Origin of the sequence: Pseudomonas sp. xss_2 (assembly GCF_043104195.1) — a bacterium.
In the GTDB taxonomy this organism is placed as follows: Bacteria; Pseudomonadota; Gammaproteobacteria; order Pseudomonadales; family Pseudomonadaceae; genus Aquipseudomonas; species Aquipseudomonas urmiensis.
Window position 1 is genome coordinate 1 of sequence record NZ_JBICKL010000017.1, and the last position, 15,050, is coordinate 15,050.

The 15,050-nt window shown below is 63.2% G+C and carries 14 protein-coding genes; 7 read left to right on the top strand and 7 right to left on the bottom strand.

Annotated features, from left to right (window positions below; genetic code table 11):
- From ACF8K2_RS02700 to ACF8K2_RS02710, 3 genes are all read right to left on the bottom strand, one after another.
- Nucleotides 1–713 (bottom strand): T6SS effector BTH_I2691 family protein (locus tag ACF8K2_RS02700; protein WP_392463358.1); only part of this gene is annotated, 713 nt, incomplete at its 3' end.
- 315 nt (nt 714–1,028) lie between these two features.
- Nucleotides 1,029–3,116, bottom strand: coding sequence for a TonB-dependent receptor family protein (locus ACF8K2_RS02705; RefSeq protein ID WP_392463359.1), 2,088 nt, complete (start codon nt 3,114–3,116; stop codon nt 1,029–1,031).
- 136 nt (nt 3,117–3,252) lie between these two features.
- A complete protein-coding gene (locus tag ACF8K2_RS02710; protein ID WP_392463360.1) occupies nt 3,253–3,633 on the bottom strand; it encodes a RidA family protein in 381 nt (126 codons plus the stop codon).
- 176 nt (nt 3,634–3,809) lie between these two features.
- Here ACF8K2_RS02710 and ACF8K2_RS02715 point away from each other — a divergent pair, with 176 nt between their 5' ends.
- On the top strand, nt 3,810–4,502 hold the full coding sequence (locus ACF8K2_RS02715) for a tRNA (adenine(22)-N(1))-methyltransferase (protein ID WP_392463361.1): 693 nt from the start codon (nt 3,810–3,812) through the stop codon (nt 4,500–4,502).
- A gap of 22 nt (nt 4,503–4,524) precedes the next feature.
- Here ACF8K2_RS02715 and ACF8K2_RS02720 read toward each other — a convergent pair whose 3' ends face one another.
- Nucleotides 4,525–4,794, bottom strand: a complete 270-nt coding sequence (locus ACF8K2_RS02720) for a DUF2790 domain-containing protein (RefSeq protein WP_186554596.1) — start codon at nt 4,792–4,794, stop codon at nt 4,525–4,527.
- 120 nt (nt 4,795–4,914) lie between these two features.
- Between ACF8K2_RS02720 and ACF8K2_RS02725 the strand changes: the two genes are divergently transcribed.
- Nucleotides 4,915–5,847: a LysR family transcriptional regulator gene (locus ACF8K2_RS02725; protein WP_392463362.1), complete on the top strand. Its 933-nt coding sequence runs from the start codon at nt 4,915–4,917 to the stop codon at nt 5,845–5,847.
- A gap of 148 nt (nt 5,848–5,995) precedes the next feature.
- Here the strand turns inward: ACF8K2_RS02725 and ACF8K2_RS02730 are convergent, their stop codons facing one another.
- The 3 genes from ACF8K2_RS02730 to ACF8K2_RS02740 form a co-directional block, all read right to left on the bottom strand.
- Complete coding sequence (locus ACF8K2_RS02730; protein WP_186554594.1) at nt 5,996–6,313, bottom strand: hypothetical protein; 318 nt, start codon at nt 6,311–6,313, stop codon at nt 5,996–5,998.
- Nucleotides 6,314–6,557: 244 nt separating this feature from the next.
- Entirely contained in the window at nt 6,558–7,850 is a 1,293-nt protein-coding gene (locus ACF8K2_RS02735; protein ID WP_186554593.1) for an MFS transporter, read from the bottom strand.
- 191 nt (nt 7,851–8,041) lie between these two features.
- Nucleotides 8,042–9,448 carry a PLP-dependent aminotransferase family protein gene (locus ACF8K2_RS02740; protein ID WP_392463363.1) on the bottom strand — a complete coding sequence of 469 codons (1,407 nt, stop codon included), beginning with the start codon at nt 9,446–9,448 and terminating at the stop codon, nt 8,042–8,044.
- 168 nt (nt 9,449–9,616) lie between these two features.
- On the opposite strand from ACF8K2_RS02740, the gene ACF8K2_RS02745 reads away from it, so the two are divergent.
- Genes ACF8K2_RS02745 through ACF8K2_RS02765 form a run of 5 tightly spaced genes read left to right on the top strand, consistent with a single transcriptional unit; the run spans nt 9,617 to nt 14,696 of the window.
- Nucleotides 9,617–11,629, top strand: a complete 2,013-nt coding sequence (locus ACF8K2_RS02745; RefSeq protein WP_392463364.1) for a DUF2849 domain-containing protein — start codon at nt 9,617–9,619, stop codon at nt 11,627–11,629.
- Nucleotides 11,616–12,101 carry a DUF934 domain-containing protein gene (locus tag ACF8K2_RS02750; protein ID WP_392463366.1) on the top strand — a complete coding sequence of 162 codons (486 nt, stop codon included), beginning with the start codon at nt 11,616–11,618 and terminating at the stop codon, nt 12,099–12,101. The genes ACF8K2_RS02745 and ACF8K2_RS02750 overlap by 14 nt, the downstream gene beginning before the upstream one ends.
- 2 nt (nt 12,102–12,103) lie before the next feature.
- A complete protein-coding gene (locus ACF8K2_RS02755) occupies nt 12,104–13,528 on the top strand; it encodes a cytochrome ubiquinol oxidase subunit I (RefSeq protein WP_392463367.1) in 1,425 nt (474 codons plus the stop codon).
- Between the two features lie 14 nt (nt 13,529–13,542).
- Entirely contained in the window at nt 13,543–14,550 is a 1,008-nt protein-coding gene (cydB, locus tag ACF8K2_RS02760) for a cytochrome d ubiquinol oxidase subunit II (RefSeq protein WP_264233069.1), read from the top strand.
- 2 nt (nt 14,551–14,552) lie between these two features.
- Nucleotides 14,553–14,696 carry a DUF2474 domain-containing protein gene (locus tag ACF8K2_RS02765; RefSeq protein ID WP_186554587.1) on the top strand — a complete coding sequence of 48 codons (144 nt, stop codon included), beginning with the start codon at nt 14,553–14,555 and terminating at the stop codon, nt 14,694–14,696.
- Nucleotides 14,697–15,050: the final 354 nt, after the last annotated feature.

Sequence of the window (15,050 nt, forward strand, 5' to 3'; positions counted from 1 at the left end):
AGGTCCAGGGCGAGCACGCCGTGCTCCAACTGGTGCTTGGCGATGGCGTTGAGCACATAGCCGCGCAGCGCAGTCTGGCGCAGGAAGCGGCTGTGAAAGCCATGCACGCTGTCGAAGTCGCCGGGCAGTTGTTCGGCGTATTCGAAGACCTGGCGATCGACTTTGAGGGCGTCCGGGGTCATCGCCAGGCCCAGTTCGCCAGGGGCATTGCGCACCTGGGCCAGGTCCAGCACCTGAAAGCGCTCGGGCGGGGCCTTGCCATCGCGGTAGGCATTGAGCACGCTCGGCGGCCAGGCATCGCTGGAGAAGGCAATCCAGGCGCTGCTGTAGGTCTTGCTGTCGAGGGTGAGGAAGGCAGACGGGATGTCGTGGTCTTTGCCCACGCACCGTTTGGGCAGCGGCCGTGGCGGAGCCGGTGGGGGTTCGAGCGGGTTGAAGCGGCGCAAGTGAGCGTGTTCGGTGACCTCGAAGGCCTGCCAGACCTTGCGGTCGAGCAGCACATACAGGTAGCCCATGCGCAAGGTTCGCAGGCCCAGGCGGGTTTCCACGGGTTTGCCGTCAACCACGGGCGCGTTGTAGGCGGGACGGGTGTCGGGCACTAGTGCCCGGCGCAGGGGCAGGATCGGCAGGCCTTGGCGTTCGCAGGCCAGGCACTGGTCGGGGGGCATCGCCGACTCGGCGATGGCGTGGGCGATGTGCTGGCTAATGCTCATATGAATTCCTTGTCAGCGTCTGAAATGCTCCAAGCACTCGTGCTGTCATCAGACTGGGTTTGAGGCGAGCCAGAGGCTTGTGCGCATCCGGGCAAAGAGTTGCCGAACACTAGCGAGGAACGGCTTCACGGTAGCCCTGCAAGCTTCCGAAAACTGCGTAGGAACTTTCTGTGATTGCGCCGCGGAGGGCTTAAGGCGAAGGGAGGGGAGTGGGATGAGTGGGGCTGATGGCATGAGCTGGATCAGCCCAGCGGGTGGATGAGCTAGGGAGCGATGGAGCAGCTCTGGGTCGGCCTAGACCCAGAGCACAAGCGCTTAGAACTGATACTCCAACCCAGCCCCGGCATACCACGAGCGCCCCGGCGCGGCTTCGTAATAGCGGCCATTGCCGTCGCCAACGATCACCGAGCCGACGTACTGACGATCGAGCAGGTTGTCCAGGCGCACCAGTTGATGGAAGGTCCACGGCCCGTACTGTTGCTCAAGGCGGGTCCGCCAGTTGAACACCGCATAACTGGGGGCCGCGTGCTGGTCATTGGTGTCCTCGACATAGACCTTGCTGCGGTACTGCCCCTCAAGCCCCATGCTGATACCGGCACGCGGTTTCCATACCAGCTCGCCGAATACGCTGCTGCGTGGCACGCCCGGTAGGTGGTTACCTTTGTCGATGGAGTTGCTGCCCTGGCTGAACGCTTCGTCATAGGTGGCGTCGAGCAGGGTGTAGGCAAGGTTGGCCTGCCATTGCTCGCTCAGTTCACGCTGGATGCCCAGCTCCAGGCCGCGGCGCAGGGTTTTGCCGGCATTGTGATAACTGGTGCGGCCACCCTCGGAAGCAAGCACCACGATCTCGTCACGGGTGTGGATCTCGAACACCGCGACATTGATGCGGGTACGTTCGTCAGGTCGAGCCTTGAGGCCCAGCTCGTACTGGGTGCTGGTGGACGGCTTCAGGCCGAAGTTAAAGCCTTCCACCGAGCCTGGCGCATAGGCCATTTCCGCCTGGGTAGGCGTTTCGAACGCTTTGCCTGCACTGATGTAGCCGTGCAGATCGGGGGTAAAGGCATACATCACCGACAAGGTCGGGGTGGTGCGTTGGTATTTCTTCGAACCGCTGGCGTCGCCGTTGCTGAGGAAATGGTCATTGACCTCCATCTCCATGCTGCTATGGCGCACGCCAGCGTCGACAGTCCAGCGCTCCAACTCCCAATGGGCTTGCAGGTATGGGTCGAGGCTGGTGGCGGTGTCCTGTTCATCGCGGCGCAGTTCGCCTTTGACGCCCAAGGTGTCGCCGCTGAAATTCTGGTAGCCACGGCGGTCGTCGCGACTGCGGTCGTAGTCGGCCCCTGCGGTCAGGGTCAGGGCGCCGAGGGCGACATCGACGGGCTGGATCCAGCGCAGGGTGGCGCCGTGGAACTCGCGGTCGAAGTCGACCACGCCGCCGCCGCGGTCTCGGTTGGACACGATGGTTTTTGGAATCGACAAATACTGAATTACGCTGCGCCGGCCTGTATATAAATTGAGCTGCAAGGTGGCATCACCAAAGTAACGCTCATAGTTCATTCCAACCTGCTGGTGGTGAATGCTTTTTCGAGTGTTGTATTGCTCGGCAGGCGGCATTACCGAACGCGGATCGTGCTTGTAGGCCTCCCAGGTCTGCCCAAGTGGATCCTGGGTGCCATTTTGTTCCAGGCTGCTGAAGATCAGCGCCAGGCGGCTGTCGTCATCGGGGCGCACATGCACCTTGGCAAAGGTCTGGTCACGGCGCGCGGCGCTGTGGTCGCGGTAGCCGTCGGTGTCCAGGCGCGAGGCGTCGAGGACGAACCCGGCCTGGTCGTTGCCGCCTTCGCCGTACAAGTGATTCTTGTTGAAACCGTCGCTGCCGACGGTGGTTTCGAGGCCAACCTTGGGCGGCCCGGCGCCGTCGCGGGAGAACATCTGGATCACCCCGCCGGCGTTACTGCCGTAGATCGCCGAGGCCGGGCCGCGCAGTACTTCGATGCGCTCGGCGACGTCGAGGTTGAGCGACGCCGCCTGGCCCTGGCCATCGGGTGTGCTGGCCGGGATGCCGTCGCTTAGCAGCTTGATCCCGCGGATGCCGAAGGCAGAACGTGCGCCGTAGCCGCGGGAAGAAATCTGCAGGTCCTGGGCGTAGTTCTGGCGGTTCTGCACCACCAGGCCGGGGACGCGGTTAAGCGCTTCGGACAGATTCACCCCGAGTTGGCCGTCGGCAATCTGCCCGCGCTCCACGGTGTCGATGGAGTAGGGCAGGTCGAAGCTGGGGTTGGGGGCGTAGGTGCCGGTGACCACCATCGGTTCGAGCAGGGTGAAGGCAGTGGGCGACGCTGCGTGAGCCAGAGAGCAAAGGCTGAGGCTCGGGAGCAAGAGGTAGAGGTGGCGAGGCATGGGGCTTCCTGCTGTGTAGCTATTGAATATCCTGGTTGCCGGTACCGGCGCTATCGGGGGCAAACCCGCAAAAAAAGGCTACGCACCGTGGGAGCGGGCTTGCCCCGCGATAGCGCCGGCACTGGCGACAAACCAATCAGCCCTTGGCCGCCATCGCAGTCACTTCCACGCGCATGCCTTGCACTGCCAGCGAAGCGACGCCCACTGCCGCGCGCACCGGCCACGGCTTGCTGAAGAAACGCTGGTAGACCTCGTTGAACGCCGGGCGATCAGCCATGTCGGTGAGGTAGATGGTCAGGTGCAGTACCCGATCGATCGAGCTGCCGGCACGTTCCAGGGCCACCTTGAGCGCTTGCAGGGTGCATTCGCTTTGCTCGACGATGCCGCCCAATTCCAGGCTGCCGTCGGCACGGGTGGGGATCTGGGTGCTCACCAGCAGGTTGCCGAAACCGGTAACGTCCGAGGAAATCGACTCTGGATCCGGATCTGGAATGTAGGTGATATCTGTGTTTGCCATGGGAATGCTTGCCTTGCAACGGAAGGAAAGGCGCAAGCCTACGTGAGCGAAACCGGTCGGTCGAGCCGCCCGGGCATGTCCGCTCAGCCAGGGAAATTGAAATACGCGGCATTGACCGGCAGAATCGCGGCCATTTGGCCGAGCGCGCTGCGTCGGCCGTGCAGAAGGATCAAGGCTTGAACGAACAGACATTGTCGATGCGCCTGGAGCGAGTGGCGGCGCATGTGCCCGCCGGCGCGCGGCTGGCCGATATCGGCTCGGACCACGGTTACCTGCCGGTAGCGCTGATGCTGCGCGGGCGTATCGAGCATGCGGTGGCCGGCGAGGTGGCGCTGACGCCGTTTCATTCAGCGCAACGCAAGGTGCGCAAGCATGGCCTTGAACAGCAGGTCAGCGTGCGCCTGGCCGATGGCCTGGCAGCCATCGAGCCTGCTGATCGGATCAATACTGTGAGCATCTGCGGCATGGGGGGCGAGACCATGTGCGAGATTCTTCAGCGTGGCAAGCATCACCTTAGCGGCGAGGAGCGGCTGATCTTCCAGCCCAATGGCGGCGAGCGCGAGCTGCGCACCTGGCTCATGGAAAACGGTTACCAGATCGAGCAGGAGGAGCTGCTGCGAGAAAATCGCTTCGATTACGAGATCATCGTGGCCGTGCCGGGCGCGGGCAGTGCCTACAGTGCTGAGCAGCTGTTCTTCGGGCCGCGTCTGCTGCAAGCGCGCAGTGAGGCGTTTCTGGCCAAGTGGCGGCGGGTGCTACGTCAGCGCCAGCAGACCTTGGCGCACTTCGAACATGCCCAGGAGGTCCCGCAGGACAAAGCACGGGAGTTTTCCAAGCAGGTTGAGTGGATTACCCAGGTGCTGGGATGAACAAGCACTGGCGGCAGGCCAGTTACATCTGCGAGCAGTTGCCCATTTCCCGGTAGTTGACCTCACGACGCTGGCCTTGATGGTCGACATACACCATGTGCGCAGTGCCCACCTGACAATCGGCGATGTTGCTGGCCGGGGTGATCGAGATGACCTTGGCCACATCCAGCGGCATGCCGTATTCGTAGTTCTGAGCACTGGCAGCCACGGGTTGGTTGGATGCTTGGTCAGCGTAGGCGCCCAGCGAGGCAAAGGATGCGAACAGGGCAAAAAGGGCGATCGAGGCTTTCATGACGGGCTCCTTGTGATGTTTTACCAATGATGTATTCGTTGGTGATACACAATAAAGGGGCTATCCCGTGATAGATTCCTGCTTGGGACGTACGAATAAGACTGAAAGGAGCGGACCTTCATGGACATGCTGCATGCCATGCGAACCTTTGCCCGGGTGGTGGAGTGCGGCAGTTTCGCTGCCGCTGCCAATGCGTTGGATATTTCTGCGGCGCAGGTCTCGCGCATCGTCGCCGAGCTTGAGAACCAGCTGCAAACCCGCTTGTTGCACCGCACCACCCGCCGCTTGCGCATGAGCGAGGCGGGCGAGCGTTTTCTGCAGCGCTCGCGGCAGATCATGCTGCTCACCGAAGAGGCCATGGATGAGGCCCGCGGCGCCCACCTCACGCCGCGTGGCCGGCTGCGCTTTCACTCCACCCACGGCTTGGGCATGTTGATGATGCCGCTGGTGGCGGCCTACAAGGCGGCGTGTCCGGAAGTGGTGATGGAGTTGACCCTGTCCCAGCGCAACCCCGATCCGCTGGACGAAGGTCATGACGTGGTGCTCACCGTTGGCCGTGGGTTGCCAGACTCGCAACTGATCGCCATCCCGTTGGGTAGCATCTACAGCATTCTGTGTGCCTCGCCCGACTACCTGGCGCGCCATGGCGTGCCACAGCGCCCGCAAGACCTGCATGAACATGTGTGCTTGCGCATGGGCGATCCGTTGTTCGAGGAAGACTGGGCGTTCGAGCAGACCCCAGACAATTACGTCATCCTGCCCCAAGACACCTTCCTGACCAATGTGGCCGATGCGATGCTGCAGGCCACTGAGCTGGGCATGGGCATCGGGCTGATTCCGTATTATTCGGCGAGCAAGTCGATCGAAGAAGGGCGCTTGTGCCGGGTGTTGGCACCGCACCGGCTACGCCAGCGGGAGATTTATGCGATCTATCCGTCGCGCCATTATCTGGATGCCAAGGTGCGCACCTGGCTGGACCTGCTCAAGGAACAGTTGCCGGTAATGTTCAAGGCCCATGAGCGGCTGGTGGATGATCCGCAGTACTGGCGCTGAGGGTTCTATCGCCGGACAAGTCGCAGCGGCGCACTGATGCTGTGACTTGTCCGGCGATGAGGTCTTTACCGCCGACCATTTAGGTGCCGATGGTCATGGCCAAGCCTTCTGCGCTAGGTCGAAACAGAGCAGTTAAGCCAAGCCAGGCTCAGCGGCTGTCGCTGTCTTCACTGGTCCCGCCAGAGCTGCCTGCGCCAGTGCCGGTGGCCTCGCCGGTGTTGTTCGAGCCGCCAGTGGTGCCATCAGCGGCATCGGTGTCGGCTCCGGTATCGCTGCTGTCGTTGTCTTTGCCACCTGGGCTGTTGACGCTGCTGCCATCACCTGCGGTTTCACCTTTTGGGTGATCGCCTGAAGAGTGATCGGCGCTGGGCGTGCTGCTGTAAGGGTCGCTGGCGGCGAAGCCGGCGGTGGAGGCCAGCCCTAAGCACAGGGCAAGCAGCAGTGGGAGAGGGCGAATGCTGACCATGGTGAGTCTCCTGTAAGGATGATCTTCATGGTTTCGGCTGCGCAACGAGGGGCAGGGTGCCCGGCAGGCGACGGGCGGTCGGGGTTTTGGGTTCGGATTTTTGTGCGTTCAGTGCCGGCCTCTTCGCGGGCAAGCCCGCTCCTACAGGCTCACCGCCAACCGCAAGAGCGGCGCGGTACCTGTAGGAGCGGGCTTGCCCGCGAAGAGGCCAGGACTGACCCAGCCAAAAACCAGCTGGGAACGATCAAACGCGCTCAGGCGCCGGTGTCGGGGTTTGTATCTCGGCCATCGAAGGATGCTCCTGCACCGCATGCATCAGCTCTTCGGTAGCGCGCAGCTCAGCACCGGTAGGCGAGAAGGTTGCAGTCGGCGCGAAAGGTGCCGGATGCTCCGGTGCCGGGCGTTTGCCGCGCCGCCAGAGGAAGAAGCTGACCATCGCCAGGTTGATCACTGCAAAGGCCCAGAACAGCCCCACTTCACCATAGGAAGTCATCACCGGCGAGATCGCCAGCGGAGCCATTGCCGAGCCCAGCGAGTTGATCAGCAGCAAGCCTTGGATCATCGGCACCAGCGCATCGGCCGGGGCCCGGTCGGCAGCGCTGCTGACCGCCACCGGATACAGGGCGAACACGCCACCGCCGAGCAGGAACAACATGGCCGGCAGCAGCACCGAATTGGCCGGCAACAGCACGATCAACACCGACAGCACGGTGCACAGCGCGGCCAGCGAGATCAGCACATCCTGGCGATCCTTGCGGTCCGACCAGCGCCCCACCGGATACTGCAGCAGCATGGCGCCGAGAATCACCCAGGCCATCATGTTGCCAACCTCACCGACATCCAGGCCGATGCGTTGCAGGTACAGCGGCAGCAGCGCGTAGATCCCGGCGATCGCCACGCCCGAGCCGAAGCAGCCGACCAGCCCGGTCGGGGCGATGCCCAGCAGCTGACGTGGCTTGAGCGGTTCGACCTGATCCATCAGCGGCGACACCCGTGGCAGGATCACGATCGGCAGCACTGACAGCGTTGCGAGCATACCGGCGACCATGTACGGCACGGTCGGGCCCCAGCCGGTGACGTCGCCCAGGGTGGCTTGGGCCAGCACGCCAGCGCCATAAAAGGCGATCATGTACAGCGCCAGCAGGCGTCCGCGGATCTTCGCGTCGCCCGCCAGCAGTAGCCAGCTTTCGATCACCAGGAACACCCCGACCGCAGCCCAGCCGTTGATCAGGCGCAGCACCATCCACCAGGTGGTGTCGTAGAACAGCCCTTGCAACAGAATGGTCGCGGCGATCAGCGAGGCGAAGCTGGTGTAGGCGCGGATGTGGCCAATGCGCAGGATCAGCCGATCGTTGAAGATCGCGCCCAGGGTCAGGCCGATGAAGTAGGCCGAGGACACCACGCCGATCATGGTCGCCGATTCGCCAGCGGTGCCCAGTTGCAGGGTGGTCAGGGAAGACATGAAACCATTGCCCAGGGCAATGATGAATAGCCCGAGCAGGGGTGCTAGCGCCTGGGCCAGCAAACGCGGAGACATACGTACCTCAAGGTTGGAAAAAGCAGGGTGGGTGCCTTTTCGTAACCGGGTAGCTGCGGGCGAAGGCCGGGGCAGGAATCAGTCGACGGATCGACGGGCGAAAAGGAGGCGCGATTCTAAGCCTTGTGGAGAATTTGCCAAGAGGGCCACCCCTGCGACCAGAGGCCGCAGGGGTGGCTTATTGCTATTGGTCAGACGAACGCGCGCGAGCTGCGCCGCCGATCTTCCTTGAGCAACGCGTCGATCTTGCGCAAGGCGCTGCCCAGGCTGGCCTGATCGGCCGGGCCGCCGAGCGATACGCGCACCGCATCCTGGGTCTGCGGGGCAACGCTGAACGAATCGGCACTGGCGACGTTGACCCCAAGCTCATCCAAGGCATGGGTGAACAGGTTTTGGTTCCAGTGCGCGGGCAGCGCCAGCCACAGGTGAATACCGGTGGGGTGAGTCTGCACCGGCGCCGTGAGCAAGCTGCCCGCCAGCTGCTGCCGGGCGCGCGCTTCGCGCTGAATCTCCTGCACCAGCTGCTTGGCGGTGCCGCTGCGAATCCAGTGCTCGACCAACCCCAGCAGCAGCGCCGAACAACCCATGCTCGCAGCACGCAGCCCGCTTTGCAGGCGCTCGCCGGTATCGCCCCGTGGCGGCAGGACGAACGAGGTGCGCAGGCTTGGCCACAGGCATTTGGACAGCGATGCCAGGTAGAAGGTGTTGGCGCCGCCGGTCAGCGTGGCGATGGCCGCCGGGGCGTCGTCGAGCAGGTAGCGATAGGGGTCGTCTTCGATCAGCGTCAGGTCCAGGCGCAGCACGGTGGCGGCGATCTGCTGTCGGCGGCCGATGGGCATGGTGTGTGCGGTGGGGTTGTTGAAGGTTGGGTTCAGGTACACAAGGCGCGCGCCACTTTGCTGCTGGGCGCGCTCCAGCGCGTCCGGGCGCATGCCGTCGGCATCGCCCTCGACGGCCAGCACGCGCAGGCCCAGCTGGCGCGCTGCCAATAGCAGCCCAGGGTAGGTCAAAGGGTCGCAGAGCAGCGTGTCACCGGGCTTCGCGCAGGACGCCAAGATGGCGAAAATCGCCGCCTGCGAGCCCGAGCACACGCTCAGCGCGCGGGTGTCGAGATCGCCCAGGGCTGGTTTCAACCAGCCTTGCGCCGCTTGCAGCGCGGAGCGGGTGGTGGGCTCGTCCTGGTAGGTCGACAACGCCTCGATGCGGTTGCGCCGCAGCACATCGTCCAGGCCCTTGCCAACCAGCTCCGCCATCGAGCCGTTGGCCGGTTGCGGGGGAATGTTCATGGTCAGGTCGATGCGCACCTCAGCGCCCGGCTCGCTGACCCCGGTGACGAACGATCCGCGCCCGCTGTACGAGGCGATCAAGCCGCGATTGCGCGCTTCGGCATAGGCGCGGGTCACCGTGGTCAGGTCGACGCCCAGTTGCGCGGCCAGGGTGCGTTGCGGCGGAACCTGGTCGCCAGACTGCAAAGAACCAGATTGTATGGATTCTGAGATCATGTCGGCGATCTGTATGTATCTTGGCCCGCCCTTAGGTTTGAAGGGCCTTGTCCAGCGGGCTTGAGCTGATTCTTTCGTCTCGTCAGCGAGAGGCATGCGAATTCCTCAGGTTGTCAATCCATACGCTCAAGCATAACATGGCATACGGTTACATGGTAAATCCATGCAAACGGACTGCGTATGGATTTTATTGTCAGGCACCGGAGAGGCGCAGCAGGGTTGCAACGATAAGCGCTTCTAGGCTGCCAGTCATGGAGATGTTTGATGAATGACTGCCAACTGATCTGCGCCAATCGTCTCGACGATGGCGCAGTGGTCTGGCTGGACGCGGAGCACCAGTGGGTCGAGACCCTTGCACAGGCCAGTGCCTTTGCCCCGCAGCAACACTCTGCCGCCCAGGCTGCGGCGCAACGAGCGGTGGACGCGAACCTGGTGGTCGGACCGCTGCCCTGCGCTGCACGGCGAGTGGACGGCGTTGTCGAGCCGATCGAGTTGCGCGAACGCTTGCGTGCTCGTGGGCCATCGGTGCGCACCGATCTGGGTAAACAGGCGGCCCGCCTCAGCCCACCCGCGAGCGCTGCCCAGCCGCGCCCGGTGATCGCGGCGCAGGTCGAGCACGCCGGGGTCTATCGCTACGACCCGTTCGAGCGCGACTACCTCAAGGCCCGTGCCCGCGAGTTCGAGCAGCAAGTGGCCCGGCGCCTGAGTGGCGAGCTCGACGAAGAAGCGTTCAAGGTCTATCGGTTGATGAATGGCCTGTACCTGCAGTTGCATGGGTACATGCTGCGGGTGGCCATCCCCTATGGCACCTTGAGCGCGATTCAATTGCGCCAGCTGGCCTATGTCGCCAGCACCTACGACAAGGGCTATGGCCACCTCACCACCCGGCAGAACATTCAGTTCAACTGGCCGCACCTGTCCGATACCCCAGAGATCCTCTCGGTGCTGGCCGATGCTGACCTGCATTGCATCCAGACCAGCGGCAACTGCATCCGCAACGTCACCACCGACCACTTCGCCGGCGCTGCCCAGGATGAAGTGATAGACCCGCGGGTGCACGCCGAAATCCTCCGCCAGTGGTCCACCGACCACCCTGAGTTCACCTACCTGCCGCGCAAATTCAAGATCGCCATTACCGGCAGCCCGATCGACCGCGCAGCGGTGCGCTTTCACGATATCGGCATCCTCGCCACGCGCAACGACCAGGGCCAGGTGGGCTTCCAGATCTACGCAGGTGGAGGGCTGGGGCGCACGCCTATCGTCGGCACGCTGGTGCGCGACTGGCTGGCCGAGCGCGACTTGCTGCGCTATGTCGAAGCGATCCTGCGGGTCTACAACAGCCTCGGGCGGCGCGACAACCTGTACAAGGCGCGGATCAAGATCCTGGTTCGCGAGCTCAAGCCAGCCAAGTTCATCGAGATGATCGAGGCGGAGTTCGCCAGCCTTCCCGCGGACCATCAGCACCTGGAACCGGGCATCGTCCAGGCGATACACGAGCGCTTCGTCAAGCCCGCCTTCGCGGAGCTGCCCGGCATCTGTGAAGACTACCTCGATGCGCGCACAGCCGATGCCGAGTTTGCCTTCTGGGTGCGCAACAACACCCATCCGCACAAGAAACGCGGGTATATCAGCGCGGTCATTTCGCTCAAGCCCCAGGGCGGTATTCCGGGCGATGTCAGTGCCCAAGAGATGCTGCTGATCGCCGACTTGGCCGAGGCGCATTCGCTCAATGAGATCCGCGTGTCCCATGAGCAGAACCTGGTCTTGCCGCATGTGCGCCTCAGTGAGCTTTACCAGGTCTGGCAAGCCCTGCGCGACGCCGGCCTGGCTACGGCCAATGTCAACCTGATCTCCGACTCGATCGCTTGCCCAGGCATGGACTACTGCAGCTTGGCCACGGCCCGTTCGGTGCCGGTGGCCCAGCGCATCGCGCAGCGTTTCGATGAGGCCCAGCAGCGTGAGATTGGCGAGCTCAAGCTCAACGTGTCCGGCTGCATCAACGCCTGTGCCCACCACCATGTCGCCCACATCGGCATTCTCGGCCTGGACAAGGCCGGGCATGAAAACTACCAGATCACCCTCGGCGGCAGCGCGGCGGAGGATGCCGCGGTGGGCACCATCCTTGGCCGCTCGGTGAGCTACGAAGCACTGCCAGAAGTGGTCGAGGCGATTGTCGCGATCTACCTGCGCGAACGGGTCGAGGGCGAACGCTTCCTGGATACCTACCGCCGCGTCGGCATCGATGTGTTCAAGGAGGTGTTGCGTGACGCTCATTGATCGTAACGGCCTGCCAGTTACAGACCTGTGGCTGTATCAACAACAAGACGCACCCTTGGTGTTGGCCGAACGCTGCGTGATTCGCCTTGAGCAATGGGACGAATATCACAGCCAATTCGGCGCGCCTGCCCAAGGTGTGCGGATCAGCGGCGAGCAGGATCCCGCTGGCGTGCTGGCGCTACTGGCCCAGCTCGAAGTGATCGTCATCGACTTTGCCAAGTCGCGCGACGGTCGCGGCTTTACCCTTGCGCGCCTGTTGCGCGACCGGCACGCCTTCGGTGGCGATTTGCGTGCCGCCGGGCCGTTGCTGCCCGATCAGTTCTCGATGTTGCTGCAGTGCGGCTTCACCAGCCTGCTGGCCCCGGCCACGGTGCCACTGGTTCGCTGGCAAGACGCCGCCAGGGCCCGCCTGCAAGCCCAGGCCCGGCCGCGCACGCTGCTCGAGCGCCTTTCCCTAAGTAATGAGGCATAACCATGTTCAGCCTGACAGCCTTGGAGCTGGCACGTATTCAGTTTGGCTTCACCGTGACCTTCCACATCATCTTCCCGGCCATCACCATCGGCCTGGCCTCGTTCCTCGCGGTCCTCGAGGGCCTGTGGCTGTGGAAGAAAGACAACGCCTACCTTGACCTGTACCACTTCTGGTCGAAGATCTTCGCCGTCAACTTCGCCATGGGCGTGGTTTCGGGGCTGGTCATGGCCTATCAGTTCGGCACCAACTGGAGTTTCTACTCGCAGTTCGCCGGCAGTATCACCGGGCCGCTGCTGACCTATGAGGTGCTCACGGCATTCTTCCTCGAGGCCGGTTTCCTGGGCGTCATGCTGTTCGGCTGGAACAAGGTCGGGCGCGGGCTGCACTTCTTCGCCACGGCCATGGTCGCCGTCGGCACGATGATCTCGGCGACCTGGATCCTGGCGTCCAACAGCTGGATGCAGACGCCCCAGGGGCATGAGGTGATCAATGGCATCGTGGTGCCGGTGGACTGGTTGGCGATCATTTTCAACCCGTCGTTCCCTTACCGCCTGGCGCACATGGTCACCGCAGCGATGCTCTCGACCGCACTGTTCGTCGGCGCCTCGGCGGCCTGGCACATGCTGCGCGGTACGCGCACGCCAGCGGTCAAGCGGATGTTCTCCATGGCCATGTGGATGCTGCTGTTCACCGCGCCCTTGCAGGTGGTGATCGGCGACATGCATGGCCTCAACACGCTCAAGCACCAGCCGGCGAAAGTGGCGGCGATGGAAGGCCATTGGAGCAATACCCCGGGTGAAGGCGTGCCGCTGATTTTGTTCGGCATCCCCGACATGCAGGCGGAAACCACCCACTACAAGATCGAGATCCCCAATCTTGCCAGCCTGATCCTGACTCACAGTTTGAACGGTCACATCCCGGCACTGAAGGACTTCCCGCCTGAGGATCGGCCCAACGCAACCATCGTGTTCTGGTCGTTCCGGGTCATGGTGGGCTTAGGCGTGCTGATGGTCGTGCTTGGCTTGTGCGGCGCCTGGTTGCGCTGGCGGCACCGGTTGTATGAGTCCAAGGCGCTGGCGCGTTTCGCGCTGTGGATGGGGCCATCCGGGCTGGTGGCGCTGCTCGCAGGCTGGTACGTCACCGAGATCGGGCGTCAGCCGTGGGTGGTGTATGGGCTGATGCGCACCAAGGATGCGGTGTCCAACCACTCGGCCATGACCCTGTCGGTTGGCCTGGTGGTGCTGGTGGTGATGTACCTGGGCATTTTCGGCACCGGCATCGTGTACATGCTGCGCCTGGTTGGCAAAGGCCCTCAGGAGCATGAGCACCATGAGCTGGAGGCTGACATCACGGCCAACCAGCGACCGGCGCGGCCGCTGTCGGCGGTCGATGAGTCGCTGTATTCCACCACCCCTAAGAACCACTGACGGGAGCGTCTTTCATGGGTATCGATCTTGCGCTGATCTGGTTTCTGATCATCGGCTTCGGCGTGATGATGTATGTGATCACCGATGGCTTTGACTTGGGCATTGGCATCCTCTTTCCGTTTATCCCCGACCGCGACCATCGCGACACCATGGTCAACACCGTCGCCCCGGTGTGGGACGGCAACGAAACCTGGCTGGTACTGGGTGGGGCAGGGCTGATGGCAGCATTCCCCAAGGTCTATGCGATCTTGCTCAGCGCGCTGTACCTGCCGGCCCTGGGCTTGCTGGTAGGGCTGGTCTGGCGTGGGGTGTCGTTCGAGTTCCGGTTCAAGGCCGATGATGCGCACAAGCCGTTCTGGGACCGAGCGTTCATGTCCGGCTCGTTCATGGCCGCGTTTTTCCAGGGGGTGATTCTTGGCGCGTTCATCGAGGGCCACCAGATCGTCGATGGCGTGGCTACCGATGGCGTGATGAGCTGGCTGACGCCGTTCAACGTGTTCTGTGGGTTCGGCGTAGTCATCGCCTACGCGTTGCTGGGGGCGACCTGGCTGATCCTCAAGACCGAAGGCGACTTGCAGGCGCGAATCATGCGCGCGACCGGGCCGATTACCTTGGCGACCGTGCTGTCGATGCTGGTGGTGAGCGTCTGGACGCCCCTGACGCACCCGGCGATCTTCGAGCGTTGGTTCAGCCTGCCGAACTTCTGGTTCTTCCTGCCGGTGCCGGCGCTGGTGCTGGTGGCGACCTGGGCGATCTTGCGTTCGCTGCGCGGCGAGCCGCATGCCGGGCCGTTCATTTGGTCGCTGGTGCTGATCTTCCTGGGCTACACCGGTTTGCTGATCAGCATCTGGCCTTACGTGCTGCCGCCTAGCCTGACCATCTGGGAAGCCGCGGCACCGCCGCAGAGCCTGGGCTTTGCGCTGGTGGGGGCGCTGTTCATCATTCCGTTCATCCTGGGGTACTCGGCTTGGTCGTATTACGTGTTCCGGGGCAAAGTCAAAGTTGGCGAGGAGTTTCACTGATCATGAATCCATCTACTACCAAGGGGCCTGGGTGGAGCAAGCGTCTGCTGTGGTTGCTGGCGATCTGGGCGGCTAGCGTCATGGCGCTGGGTGCGGTTGCGTTGGCTACGCGGTTGGCCATGAGGTTTGCGGGGATGACGGTTTAAACTGTTGCGCTTGGGTTGTATGGAAGGGCCTGGGGTTCGCTCCAGGCCCTTTTTTTCGTTGTTCGTAGGGGGCTGGGTTCTTCTGGGTTCTGGGTTCTGGGGCGGTGGGCTTATCCATTGGATGTGGGGATGCCACTGGCCCCTTCCGCCTTTACGGCGGCTTACTTTTCTCTTGGGAAAAGTAAGCAAAACCGCTCGCTCCTGCATACGGCCCTGCGCTGCGCTACGGGTCCCTTCGCGCCGGCGCCTTCCGGGCCCGCGCGGCCTACGATTTGCTACGCAAATCTACATCTCGCGCCTTCGGCTGCGCCGAAGGGTGCTGCGCACCTGGCCCTCCAGGCACCTCTGCTCAGC

Excerpts from the sequence above, each read along its gene's own strand:
- ACF8K2_RS02705 (WP_392463359.1), bottom strand. The coding sequence starts at position 3,116 with ATGCCTCGCCACCTCTACCTCTTGCTCCCGAGCCTCAGCCTTTGCTCT.
- ACF8K2_RS02710 (WP_392463360.1), bottom strand. The coding sequence starts at position 3,633 with ATGGCAAACACAGATATCACCTACATTCCAGATCCGGATCCAGAGTCG.
- ACF8K2_RS02720 (WP_186554596.1), bottom strand. The coding sequence starts at position 4,794 with ATGAAAGCCTCGATCGCCCTTTTTGCCCTGTTCGCATCCTTTGCCTCG.
- ACF8K2_RS02725 (WP_392463362.1), top strand. The coding sequence starts at position 4,915 with ATGGACATGCTGCATGCCATGCGAACCTTTGCCCGGGTGGTGGAGTGC.
- ACF8K2_RS02730 (WP_186554594.1), bottom strand. The coding sequence starts at position 6,313 with ATGGTCAGCATTCGCCCTCTCCCACTGCTGCTTGCCCTGTGCTTAGGG.
- ACF8K2_RS02735 (WP_186554593.1), bottom strand. The coding sequence starts at position 7,850 with ATGTCTCCGCGTTTGCTGGCCCAGGCGCTAGCACCCCTGCTCGGGCTA.
- ACF8K2_RS02740 (WP_392463363.1), bottom strand. The coding sequence starts at position 9,448 with ATGCCTCTCGCTGACGAGACGAAAGAATCAGCTCAAGCCCGCTGGACA.
- ACF8K2_RS02745 (WP_392463364.1), top strand. The coding sequence starts at position 9,617 with ATGAATGACTGCCAACTGATCTGCGCCAATCGTCTCGACGATGGCGCA.
- ACF8K2_RS02755 (WP_392463367.1), top strand. The coding sequence starts at position 12,104 with ATGTTCAGCCTGACAGCCTTGGAGCTGGCACGTATTCAGTTTGGCTTC.
- cydB (WP_264233069.1), top strand. The coding sequence starts at position 13,543 with ATGGGTATCGATCTTGCGCTGATCTGGTTTCTGATCATCGGCTTCGGC.
- ACF8K2_RS02765 (WP_186554587.1), top strand. The coding sequence starts at position 14,553 with ATGAATCCATCTACTACCAAGGGGCCTGGGTGGAGCAAGCGTCTGCTG.